Raw genomic sequence first — 12469 nt, 5'->3', positions numbered from 1 at the left:
TCCGCGCTGTATAGCGCGGAGCTTCTCTTAAATTGCCCAACCTCCCGCGTAAAACGCGACCAGAGCGACGGTAATGATAACGGTACCGATATTCAGTTTGTGCCATTCGCGCGCAAAGACGCGGCCCACTACCAGAGTGACAAAGCCCAGCATAATACCGGTAACGATATTGCAGGTCAGGACGATAAAGACCGCACAAACCAGACCTGCCATAGCATCAATAAAGTCATTGAAGTCCAGTTTCGAGACGTTACTTAACATCAGCAGGCCAACGTACATCAGAGCGGGAGCTGTGGCATAACCGGGGATCAGAAACGACAACGGTGATAAGAACAGAATCATCAGGAACAATGCACCAACCACGGTTGCGGTTAAACCTGTTTTCCCCCCAGCAGCGGTTCCTGCCGCTGACTCGATATAAACTGCCGCAGGTGCTGCGCCCACCAACCCGGAGAATATTGAACTTACCGAGTCGCTGGTCAGTGCTTTACCACCGTTAATGATTTGGTTGTCTTTATCCAGCAAATTCGCCTGACCGGCTACGGCGCGGATGGTCCCGGTTGCGTCGAAAACTGCGGTCATCACCAGTGCCAGCACGCTTGGGAGCACAGTCGGCTGGAGCGCGCCCATAATATCGAGACTGAAGATCAGAGACTTACCATCCTCTCCGGTCAAACTTGGCATTGCCACCAGACCGTGGTATTTGACTGCAGGATCAAAAATTAAGCCAATGATCGAGATAGCGATAATCACCAGCAAGATCCCGCCAGGTACGCGGCACTTTTCCAGACCAAAAATAACCGCTAACCCTAACAAGCTCATCATTACCGGGAAAGAGGTAAATGCACCAAGCGCAACAGGTAAACCTTCAATCGGATTTTTGATGACCATGCCGACGCCGTTAGCGGCAATCAGCAGCAGGAACAGACCAATACCGATACCTGTACCGTGTGCAATTCCCATTGGTAAATTGCGCAATATCCAGGTACGAATACCCGTTACGGAGATGGTAGTGAAGATGAGTCCCATCAAAAAGACCGCGCCCAACGCGACAGGAACGCTAATTTGCTGCCCGAGAACCAGACTAAATGCGGTGAAGGCGGTCAATGAGATGGCACAGCCGATCGCCATTGGCAAATTAGCCCATAACCCCATCAACAGGGAGCCGAAGCCCGCAACCAGACAGGTGGCGACAAAAACTGCGGCCGGAGGAAACCCCGCTTTTCCTAACATGCCGGGAACCACGATAACGGAATAAACCATGGCCAGAAAGGTTGTCAAACCTGCCAGTACTTCCTGGCGCACGGTACTCCCACGAGCGGTAATTTTAAAATAATTGTCCAGCGCGCCTTGCGGCTTTGGTGCGTCCGGTGTTTGTAGGATGTCTCCAGACATAATGATGTCCTCACGAGGATGTTAAGGTTTTATTATTAGTTGCGTTCGTACACCAGACGACCATCAACGTAGGTGCGGTAGATCGAACGATCATCACCTAACGTCATCATCACGAACAATTTGTCGACTAAAGAAACAGAATTGTCATAGCGCAACTGCTGAAGCGGCGTTGCTGTTGGTTCCATCACCACGAAATCGGCTTCTTTACCCGGCATAAAGTTGCCGATCAGATTGTCGAGTCCTAATGATTTCGCACCTCCCAGAGTTGCAAGATAAAATGCTTCGTAAGCAGAGAGGCGATATCCCTGCAATTGCAACACCTTGTAAGCTTCGTTAAGTGTTTGCAGCATGTTAAAGGTGGTTCCTGCACCAATGTCGGTACCCATGCCGACTTTTACTTTTTTCTGCCATGCTTTTTGCAGGTTGAATAAGCCGCTGCCGAGATAAAGGTTAGAGGTCGGGCAAAAAGCAATACTGGATTTTGTTTCGCTAAGGCGGTCCCACTCTTTTTCTTCCAGGTGGACGCAGTGAGCAAAGACGCAGTTTTTACCCGTCAGACCGTACTGATGATAAACATCCAGATAGCCATCGTGTTCAGGATAAAGTGATTTCACCCAGGCAATTTCATCTTTGTTTTCACAAAGATGGGTATGCACCCACGTATCGGGATATTCTTCTTTCAGGCGTTGCGCCATTGCCATCTGCTCGGGCGTTGAGGTGGGAGCGAAACGTGGTGTAATGGCATACAGCAGACGACCGTTTTTATGCCAGCGTTCGATTAGTTCCTTGCTTTGCTGATAGCTACTTTCAGCCGTGTCGAGTAGATAATCTGGCGCGTTGCGATCCATCATCACCTTGCCGGCGATCATTCGCATATTGATATGACTGGCAGCTTCAAACAATGCATCCACCGATTGCGGATGAACTGTTCCAAACACCAGCGCGGTGGTTGTGCCATTACGTAGTAACTGCTTGATGAAGAACGCCGACATTTCACGTGCGTATTCTAAATCTTCATACCGGCGCTCGGCAGGGAAGGTGTGTTTATTCAGCCACTCCAGCAACTGTTCGCCATAGGCGCCGACCATTTCACTTTGCGGATAATGGATATGCGTATCGACAAAACCTGGAACTATCAGCTTGCCGCGATAATCGCGGACACGAATGGTGTCAGGGATTTGATGTTTTCCCTCTTCCCACTCGCCAAACCATGCCACTTTTCCCTGGCGAATCAGTAACAATCCATCTTCGATAAATCGTAACGCAGAAGAAATTTCTTCCGGGTTCTCGACCGTACGGGTGACATCAATAAAACTGCCTCGTACTGCTTTTAACGTGTGTTCGCCTGACATCATTAACTCCTTTACTGTTCATCCATTTCTTCCGTGGGGGTAATACCTGGCAGAACATTTTCCTGTCGGTAGCCTCCAGGGAGAATAATATTTAATACAATCGCGGTTAACCCTCCGGCACAAATAGGATTTTCAACTAATACATAAATAGATGCGGGTAAGATTTTAAAAATTTCGGGGTCATATGAAACACCGAGACCCAGTCCCAAAGAGGTGGCGACGATCAGGGTTTCACGACGCTTTAACCCGTTGGTGATAATGATGCGAATACCGGCAATCGCAATCATGGAAAACATTAGCGTCATTGCTCCACCCAGAACCGATGAGGGAATAGTGGTGAAGAATCCGCCGATCATTGGAAATAGCCCCAGAATTACCAGCATTACTGCAATAGTTCGCCCGATATAACGTGAGGCGACACCGGTCATTTGAATTACGCCATTATTTTGCGCAAAAGTTGTTAATGGCAATGAACCGACAGCGGAAGCGATAACAGAGACCAGCCCATCAGCCAGCACGCCGCCTTTCAGACGGGACTGATATTCTTCCCCCTGAATCGGGCGGCGAGAAACCATCGCTGTGGCGGTAATATCGCCTACGGCTTCAAGTACGCTAAGTAAATAGATGGTGCCGACAACAAGAAACTGATGAAAGCTGAAACTAAATCCGTATTTGAAGGGATGTGGGACGGTGATGAGCGGTAGATTGCGCATACTGCTGAAGTCAACCATTCCCAGACATAACGAAACGATATAGCCAACACACAAACCAATAGCGATACCGCCCATACGCAGGAGTGGGCTGCGACAGCAGTTAAAGCCGATAACGACAATCAGAACCAGCAAACCGACGCCAAGGTGTTCGTAACTGCCGAATGTCCCGCTGCTTTTGGCCGCAAAGCCACCGCCAAAATCAATGATGCCGACTTTAATCAGACTTAAACCAATCATCAACACGACGATGCCGCTGACTGTGGGCGTAATCACTCTGCGTAAATAAGGGAGAATAAATGAAGCGCCAACCACGAGAAATGCGCCAACGAAGGAGACGCCGAGTAGCGACGACATGATTAACTCTTCGTGAAAACCGTCGCTTTTCATGCTGCTGCCCAGCGCAATCATGACCGTAACAAATGAAAAATTGACTGACTGAATTGAGAGTAAACCGGAACCTACGATGCCATAACGGTTTACCTGCAACCAGGTGCCAATGCCGGAAGCGATCATCGCCATAGAAACCAGATAGGCGGTAGTTTCTGCGGAAAGTTGTAAGGCCGCACCAACAATTAAGGCGGGGGTCACCATCGGAACGAAAATTGCTAACAGATGGGTAATGGCGCCAACGATGGTCTGATGAAAGGGAGGACGATCCTCCAGTTCAAATATAAGGTCGGAACCTGCTCGGTTTATATCAGACATCCCTTCACTCCTTTTAAAGTAAATTTGATCATCTGAATCAGTAAAATAAATACCCACGAATTTGGAGCGCAGGACGCCTTGAGAACGACTTATCTCATTTTCGCAGTTACTAATTAATCATCGTTAAAACAGAGAAACAGGCCGCCGGAGCGGCCATTTATTACTTATATTTTTTCCAGCGCGGTGAGTATTTTCTCCGGTGTGAAATGCCATTCGCGTAACCATATGCCGCAGGCATCGTGAATTGCGGTAGCAATCGCTGGAGCTGCGCCATTTACACCGATTTCCGAGATCGATTTCGCCCCGAACGGACCGACTTTATCGTCGCTCGGCACCAGCACAGCGCGGAAATCACGCGGGATATCACCAATTTTCGGTGCGCCGTAACTGCGTAAATCACGGGTTAATGGGTGGCCTTCGGCGTCATAAATGATTTCTTCGCTCATACTGTGCCCGATGGCACGCAGGGTGGCACCGTAGATTTGTCCCAACGCTAATTCCGGGTTGACCGGTGTACCGCAGTCCAGCAGTGCGTAGAATTTATCCAGGCGGATTTCACCTGTACGTGTATTGACGGCAACTTCAGCGAAGTTTGCGCCATACGGGAAGGCAAAATCAGGTGTGATATAACAGGCTGTTCCCACCAGCGAGCCAAAGCCAGTACCTGTTTCTCCTTTATGGGCGATTTCTTCGAAACTGACTTCTCCTTTCTTACCGCGGACGATGCCAGGCGTTGCCAGTTGAACATCTTCCAGTGGTTCACCCAGCATTTGCGCACCGTGGAAGAGAATTTTCTCACGCAGATTTTCTGCGGCCATGCGCGCAGCGTTGCCTGAGAAACAAGTACCGGACGAGGCATATGCGCCTTTATCAAACAGCGCATGGTCAGTGTCGCCAGAGATAACATGCACGTCCTGAGGTGGACAATGCAGCACTTCTGCCGCCAGTTTAGTCACCACGGTATCCAGACCGGTGCCAATATCTGCGCCGCCTGAATGGACGATAATCGTGCCATCAGATTCCAGTTTGATCATACAGTTAGCTTGATCGATATCTGGGATCCCTGATTTCTGCATGATAATGGCGACACCACGTCCTACGTGCCAGTCACCTTCCTGCGGCTTCGGTGAAGACCACTGGATCATTTCACGGCCCTGGCGCAGGATCTCTTCCAACGCGCAACTGGCCGCAGAAGGAACTGAGGTTGGCGCTTTACCTTCGCCGATAGCACCGAGGATCTTCAGCTCTTGCCCTTCATGTACCCGGTTACGCTCAATAATTTCCAGTTGGTCAATTTGCAACTGTTCGGCCAGCTCCGCTAACGCCATGGTGATAGCGAAGTTACCTTTCGGTGCGCCATAGCCCTGATAGGCACCGTTCGGGCAAATGTTGCTGTAGTAGGTGGTAACCTGGAAATCGACGTTATCGCACGGATATAACGGCAATGACAGAGCCGGCCCGTTACACGGTACGGTAAGTGAATGGTTGCCGTAAGGCCCCGTATTCGCGCGGAAATCCATTTTCACTGCCGTCAGACGACCATCTTTTTTCGCCCCCAGTTTAACGGTGACTTTTGCGACGTGGCGTGAGGTGTTGGCAATAAACTCTTCTTCGCGGGTATAGCGGAACAGTACCGGACGTCCGGTTACGCAGGTCGCCCATGAGCACACTTCTTCCAGCAAAATGTCCTGTTTGGAACCAAAGCCCCCACCGACGCGTTCTTTAATGACATGAACTTTATGCTGTTTCATTCCGACGAGACGCGCCACCTGACGACGCAGGTGCCACGGTACCTGAGTGGAGGCGTGGATCACCAGTCGATCGCCGTCCATGCGGGTAAAGCAGATATGTGTTTCAGTCGGGCATTGCTGCGCCTGAGTTGAGTTATAGGTTCGTTCAATGATCACATCGGCATCGGCAAAGCCTTTGTCCATATCGCCAATATGACCATGAATACTGGCTGCGATATTTTTGCGTGGGCGAGAGCCGATGGGGAAGTTGATAATCATATGCTCGCCGCGCTGGGCTGCATGACTATTGTCTTCTTCCAGAGTATCTGGTGCACCGGCAACATATACGACGGGTTCATCGTGAACGACCGGCGCGTCTTCTGCCATTGCGTCGTCAATGGACATGACCGGTTTGAGCACTTCATATTCAACGTCGATGAGCTTAAGTGCCTCGAGCGCTATCTCTTCACTTTCAGCGACTACTGCGGCAACACGATCGCCAACGTGGCGCATTTTCTTGCCAAACATGCGACGGTCAAGCGGTGAAGGTTCCGGTGCGCTCTGACCTCCCGGGGTATAATAAATATCCGGGCAGTTCAGGTGAGTAATAATGTGAACGACACCCGGTAAGGCTTCGGCTTTGCTGACATCTAAATGTGTAATCAGCGCGTGGGCATGTGGGCTGCGTAACATTTTAATGACGCAGGCGTCAGCCGTTACGCGGTCTTCAACATAGCAGGGTTTCGCCTGCACCATTTTGGCGGCATCGGTTTTTGGATAATGTTTACCGATAACCTCAAGATCGTCACGGAAGGTTGGGGCAATATCAATTGTTGCCTGAGGATTGTTTTTCCGCGCTACCGCGAGCTCAATAACCTGATAATACTGCTGCCAGCCAGCATCGCGGCTGAACAAACCGGAAAGCGCGTCGTCGATCTCTTCGCGGGTTGGTGCTGCAATGCGATCGAGCAGATCGCTGATGATCAGTGCCGCAGCCGGATCGTTATAACCAGACTGCACTACGCCGACATCAACCATTGCTTGCTGAACCAGACTCAATTCGTTCCATTTACCCAAAGATTCAGCGGTGCGAATGTCTGCTTTTTCTAACTGTGCGGCGATAAGTAAGGAAGCGTTGACGATATTACCGTTAAAGATAATTGCGTCGGAACCGGCGAAACCGAAACCATCATCACTGTTGCGCACGGAGTGCATTCCCATGTTAAACAACAGTTTTTGTACGTTTTTACCCGGGTTGACCTTTAGCTCCTGGGGAACGCCATTTAAAGTAAAGTGAATGATCATACGGCTTCCTCCCCAGCCTGTTGGCAGTCGGCATACAGGTCGGCTACCAGAACTCCTGTGATATAACGTTTATACGCTACGCTACCCCGCAAATCTTCCTTGGGAAAAATGGCGTTGGCGACAGCGTGTTCCAGCGCGCTACCTTCCAGGTTTTGTTTTTCTACGTCGTGCAGGCGCTGAGTTTTACTGGTGACGCCGTCCAGCGCAATCCGTAGACCATCGTGCTCGGTTAACGCAACGGCAGCGGTAACCACCGTTAATCCAGCCTGGGAACGGCTAATTTTTCGAGTAGCACAGGTGCGATATGGATCTTTAATGATAATTTCCGTCAGTAGACGGTCACATGGAGCGGCAAGATAGTCTTCGAGCGACAGGATTTCGCCGTTGCCAAAAACCAGTTCAGCATCCAGCGCCAGAAGAACGGGAAGTAACACGGACTCTTCCTGCAGAGCTGCGATTTCACCACCGATAGTGGACTGGTTACGAATATGACGGGAGTAAACAAAACCGAGCGCTTCGTGCAGCGCTGCAGGTATATAGCGTTCATCGCGCAGGGATTGTAAGCGTGACATTGCGCCAATACGCAGTGCGCCGTTATCCCAGTCAATCCAGTCCAGCTCCAGATCCTGCAAGGAAATGGCAATCTTTTTATCCGTCAGGGTCGGCGTAGCATTAAGTTTGCTGCCTCCGGCAAACCAGACAGCTTCATCCTGGTATCGGCGCTTCAGTTCCAGCGCCTGTTCTACTGAGTCGGGCCTGAAAAATTGTTCAATCATCTTCTTTCCTTAATTCCCCCTCTTCTTTGAAAGAAGAGGGGATTTGTCATTTATGCCAGCGCATCCATCCGACGCCACATACTGGCGGCAGCTTTTCTGGCTTGTGCATAAATGGAATCGCAATCGAAGTTAAACTGACGGTCTTCATAAACCATCACACCGTTGACCATCACACTGTGAACACTGCCTGATCCCATACCGAAGGCGATATGTCCGGCGACATTATCTGCCAATAGCGGGGTCGGAGAGCTGTAATCGCAAATGGTTAAATCAGCTTTGTAACCGGCTTCCAGAAGACCAAATTTCGCACCGAAGTTGCGGCTCATCAGTTCGTTGCCGTTAGCCAGGGCTTTGGCAAAACTGTCTGGCCACAGTGGTCCTCCCGCGTCGCGGTGTTTAAAGAAGGCGAATTTCATCTCCTCAAACATGTCTGAACCGATGCCGTCAGTACCTAATGCCAGATTACGGATATCGCTAAGGTGGTGGTTGTAGCCGACATGGTTGTTCATGTTTGAACGGGCGTTATGCACCAGGAACGCATCGCGCTGATTGAGCAGCGCGATATCGTCTTTCGACAGATATAGCCCGTGAGCGACCAGCGTTTTACTGTCGATGAGATCGTACTCCGCCAGGCGTATCAGCAGGTCTTTGCCGTACCAGTGGTGACTGTGGGATACGTCGTACAGGTCTTCGGCGGCGTGAATGTGTAAACCACGTCCCGTTGCTTTTACCGCTTCGCGCAACATTTCCAGACCTGCATCAGGAACAGTAAACGGTGCGTGAGCGCCGATGTGTGCTTCTACCAGATACGGTTCGACTGCTGCTTTCTTCGCTTCATCAATTTGACGGGTGAAGCGGATGTTTTCTTCCACTCCTTCCTGCAACTCTTTGATGCCGCTATTACGGTCAGTGGTTTCAAAACAGGTCATCGCACGCAGGCCAACTTTTAAAAAAGCGTTGCGCAACGTCGAGAGTGATCCGCCGATATACGCCGGGGATGCATGGTGATCGATAACCGATGTGCAACCGCTCTTAATTGCTTCCAGTGAACAAATCAGTCCACTGTAGTAGAGCGATTCTTCATCAAGAGCGCGATCGAGTCGCCACCAGAGATTTTTCAGCGTTGAGATGAAATCCGGGCAGGGGGCGATGTTCGCCATAATTCCGCGAGAAAGACCCGAGTAAAAATGGTTATGCGAGCAGACAATCCCTGGCATCACAATCCGTCCATGCATCTCTTTGTAGCTGGCATCTGGATAACGTTGTGTCAGGGCGTCGCCAATATCGACAATTACATCGTTTTCGATAGCGATATCGACACTTTCCAGTACTTTTGCCGGATGCAGTTGCACTGCGGTGACATTCTTCAGAATCAACATGATTACACCTCCACGCGGCCCAGCAGATAATGATGATGCTGGTGGACATGGCTAATGATGCGGCACATATCGTTCAGCTCTGGCGGTACGTTGCTGAACTGGCCTTCGCTGTCGATGTTTAACACCCAGCTTTGGTTATTCAGACGTACGCGTACCCGGCAATCTTCCACCAGGAAGCCCGGATTGCTGCTGTTATCGAAGTCTTGCGACAGACTGAAGACGGTGATTTTGTCTTTGTACGGTTTGCCATTCCATGGGCAGAACTGGGCGCAGTTACCACATTCGTTACAGTAGGCATCGAGGTGCAGTGTCTGGAAACGGTTCTGGAAACCTGGGACCGGAATCGAGACGTTGGCGCGGTTCGGGCAAACATCTACACACTTGCTGCAAACATAGTTACATTCAAGGCAGCGTGCGGCTTCCTGAGCGACAAATGCGTCACGATCGTCGCTGTTCACCAGAGTGACAGAGATATCGCCTTTGCGTTGGTAAATTTCTGCTGGGTTGACGTTGTTCCAGTGTTTGTCGTTCTGGTGGGAACGGATGTTTTCTCGACTAAGGATGGCATCGGTTGCCCGACGCGCGGTGCCGACAGCCGCGACGATAGAAGAGGGGCCGCGCTGAACGTCGCCGATCATAAAGACATCAGTCAGACGAGTTTCGCCATTATGGTCGACGTCTGGCCAACCGTTTTTATCCAGCGGTATGCCCATGGCATTCAGTGCTTCGGTATCCTGCTGTTCGCCAATGGCGGTGATCAGACTGTCTACGTGCAGAGTTGCCGTTTCGTTAGTTTCAATCGGGCGACGACGACCTTTCTCGTCAGGTTCGCCAAGAGACATGACGCGCAACGTCAAGGTGCCATCAGCATCAAAACGTTCTGGGTTGTTCAGGAAACGGAACTCCACGCCATCTTGCAATGCTTCTTCATACTCTTCACGCCACGCTGGCATCTCTTGCAGTGAACGGCGGTAGACAATGGTTGCTTTTTCAACGCCAGGCACGCGTAATGCGGCACGCGCGCAGTCCATAGCCGTGTTACCCGCACCGACAATCACCACATGTTTACCCAGGTTGAGTGTCGTGCCTTTGTTGTATTCGCGCAGGAAGGGGAGGGATTTCCAGACATTTTGGTTATCGCCCGCCAGTTTTACGCCGCTGTTTTTATCGGTGCCCGTGGCGACAAGAACGTAATGGAATCCCTGATTTTTCAACTGTTCGACGGTCAGCGCCGGTGAGCAGCCATACTCAAATTTCACACCGTGATCGGCGACGAAATCAATATCGTGCTGAATTAATTCCGCCGGGATACGGAACTGGGGAATGATATTTTTCACTACGCCGCCTGCATTGGCTTCGCGTTCAAACAGTGTGACCGGATGACCGGCTCTGGCAAGGAAATAACCGGCAGCCAGACCAGCCGGACCTGCGCCAATTACGGCAACGGGATGACGCGAGCCCGAACCCGCAGGTTTGTGCCAACGTTGTTTATACTCATTCCAGCCTTTTTCCAGGGCGACTTTTTTCAGTTCGCGGATATTCAGCGCACTGTCGTAATCCAGACGAGTACAGTTGTACTGGCACTGGTGATCGCAAATGTGACCAGTGATGGCTGGCAGGGCGTTGCGTTGATAGATGAGTTCCAGTGCATCAGCATAGCGGTGTTCGCCCAGCAGGCGAATGTATTCTGGAATATCCTGTTTGATGGCGCAGGCGGTAACACAAGGGGCAACGTAGCAGTCGGTCAGTGGCAGGTTTTCCGCCACTTCGATACGCTCTTCTGGCTTCCAGTGCTTCTGTGTGTATTCCATGGTTAGCGCGTCTGCAGCCAGCCTGTTCAGTCTTTCAACGTCAACATGGTTAAGATTCCAGGCGTCGGATGTTTCCAGTTCGCGCATACAGGCGCTTAAACGCAGATAACCACCAGGTTTCAGCAGGTCAGTTGCCATGGTGATTGGGCGAATACCTGTGTCGAAAATATCGCGGATGGTCAGTTGGCTGGCGCCACCGGAATAAGAAATCGGCAGTTTGCCATCAAAGGCGCGAGACAGAACTGCTGCAACATTAATAGAGAGCGGGAACAGCGCGCGCCCGGACATATACATCTCTTCACCTGGCAGTGCGCCTTTGTTGTTGATGGTGCCGAGGGTGTTAGTCAGTTTGACGCCAAAGCCGAGAGATTTCTCTTTTGCCAGCGACATCAGGCGTTCCAGCATTTCCAGCGCCTGTGTCAGTTTGAGATCATGATCAAAGGACTCTTCTTTTAAGCCGATGTAATCGAATCCACAACCATCAAGAATTTCGCGAACACGTGCGTACCCCAGTAAGGTTGGGTTGAGTTTCACGAAAGTGTTCAGCTCTTTTTCTTCCAGCATGTAGCGGCAAATGGCTTCGATTTCATGTGGAGGGCAGCCGTGCATCGTGGAGAGGGTGACGCCCTGAACCATGCTGGCGGGGATACGGGCAGGTAAGGCCTGCAAGCTTTCGCGTTTTTCCTGCAATCCGTGGCGGGTTAAAAATGTGTCATCCTGGAGCAGCTTATTAAGCGTATCGCGGTATTGGGCGAATTTCGGATGCGCGGACGCGTCCATCATATTGTCGATGAACTGCTGCATTGGCGGTTGTTTAATACCGTCGAGGTTGTAACCGACGCTCATATTAAAGATGAACGATTTACCGGATGCGGAAGGCTGGAACATGGCTTCAAGCAGATGCAAGGCAAACCAGGCTTTAAGGTATTCATCCCACGCTTTTAGCAGGGTAAATTCGGTGGACCATTCAGTGTTAAAACATTCGTCTTCGGCGTCGATACAGGGTTTTTCGAGCTCCAGACGATCAAGGATTTGTACGGTCTTCAGTTCGATGAAGCGTCCGCCTGTCAGCCAGGAGGTGACAATGTTTTGCGCAAGTTGCGTGTGCGGGCCAGCGGCAGGGCCGACGGGGGTGGCACAGGTTTCACCGAAGACGCTGACAGCTTTACCTTTTACAGGCGAGTAAAACTGTTGCTCGGGAATACCAAAGATTGAGCGTTGTTGTTGGTATTCATCAAATATGCGCGTCAAAAGTTCCTCAAACGGAATGGGACGCATAATATCCCCCATAACCCTCTCCTTA

The 12469-nt window shown here is 50.8% G+C and carries 7 protein-coding genes; all 7 read right to left on the bottom strand.

Annotated elements, in window-relative coordinates:
• Positions 1–27: 27 nt before the first annotated feature.
• Positions 28–1395 carry a guanine/hypoxanthine transporter GhxQ gene (ghxQ, locus tag PS053_RS09705; RefSeq protein WP_000012150.1) on the bottom strand — a complete coding sequence of 456 codons (1368 nt, stop codon included), beginning with the start codon at positions 1393–1395 and terminating at the stop codon, positions 28–30.
• 35 nt (positions 1396–1430) lie between these two features.
• Entirely contained in the window at positions 1431–2747 is a 1317-nt protein-coding gene (gene guaD, locus PS053_RS09700; protein ID WP_000012249.1) for a guanine deaminase, read from the bottom strand.
• An 11-nt stretch (positions 2748–2758) separates the two neighbouring features.
• The gene (xanQ, locus tag PS053_RS09695) at positions 2759–4165 is read right to left on the bottom strand and encodes a xanthine/proton symporter XanQ (protein WP_001280217.1); all 1407 of its coding nucleotides are present in this window, start codon (positions 4163–4165) and stop codon (positions 2759–2761) included.
• A 164-nt stretch (positions 4166–4329) separates the two neighbouring features.
• Positions 4330–7200: a molybdopterin-dependent oxidoreductase Mo/Fe-S-binding subunit gene (locus PS053_RS09690; protein ID WP_256878860.1), complete on the bottom strand. Its 2871-nt coding sequence runs from the start codon at positions 7198–7200 to the stop codon at positions 4330–4332.
• The gene (ygfM, locus tag PS053_RS09685; RefSeq protein ID WP_054410397.1) at positions 7197–7976 is read right to left on the bottom strand and encodes a molybdopterin-dependent oxidoreductase FAD-binding subunit; all 780 of its coding nucleotides are present in this window, start codon (positions 7974–7976) and stop codon (positions 7197–7199) included. Before ygfM ends, PS053_RS09690 begins: the two co-directional genes overlap by 4 nt.
• A gap of 50 nt (positions 7977–8026) precedes the next feature.
• The gene (gene ssnA, locus PS053_RS09680) at positions 8027–9355 is read right to left on the bottom strand and encodes a putative aminohydrolase SsnA (protein WP_256878861.1); all 1329 of its coding nucleotides are present in this window, start codon (positions 9353–9355) and stop codon (positions 8027–8029) included.
• A 2-nt stretch (positions 9356–9357) separates the two neighbouring features.
• Positions 9358–12456: a putative selenate reductase subunit YgfK gene (ygfK, locus tag PS053_RS09675; RefSeq protein ID WP_256878862.1), complete on the bottom strand. Its 3099-nt coding sequence runs from the start codon at positions 12454–12456 to the stop codon at positions 9358–9360.
• Positions 12457–12469: the final 13 nt, after the last annotated feature.

The sequence above is a fragment of the Escherichia albertii genome, from assembly GCF_028622335.1.
Classification (GTDB): domain Bacteria; phylum Pseudomonadota; class Gammaproteobacteria; order Enterobacterales; family Enterobacteriaceae; genus Escherichia; species Escherichia albertii.
This window is presented reverse-complemented; position numbering and strand designations above follow the sequence as displayed.

Excerpts from the sequence above, each read along its gene's own strand:
- ghxQ (WP_000012150.1), bottom strand. The coding sequence starts at position 1,395 with ATGTCTGGAGACATCCTACAAACACCGGACGCACCAAAGCCGCAAGGC.
- guaD (WP_000012249.1), bottom strand. The coding sequence starts at position 2,747 with ATGTCAGGCGAACACACGTTAAAAGCAGTACGAGGCAGTTTTATTGAT.
- xanQ (WP_001280217.1), bottom strand. The coding sequence starts at position 4,165 with ATGTCTGATATAAACCGAGCAGGTTCCGACCTTATATTTGAACTGGAG.
- PS053_RS09690 (WP_256878860.1), bottom strand. The coding sequence starts at position 7,200 with ATGATCATTCACTTTACTTTAAATGGCGTTCCCCAGGAGCTAAAGGTC.
- ygfM (WP_054410397.1), bottom strand. The coding sequence starts at position 7,976 with ATGATTGAACAATTTTTCAGGCCCGACTCAGTAGAACAGGCGCTGGAA.
- ssnA (WP_256878861.1), bottom strand. The coding sequence starts at position 9,355 with ATGTTGATTCTGAAGAATGTCACCGCAGTGCAACTGCATCCGGCAAAA.
- ygfK (WP_256878862.1), bottom strand. The coding sequence starts at position 12,456 with ATGGGGGATATTATGCGTCCCATTCCGTTTGAGGAACTTTTGACGCGC.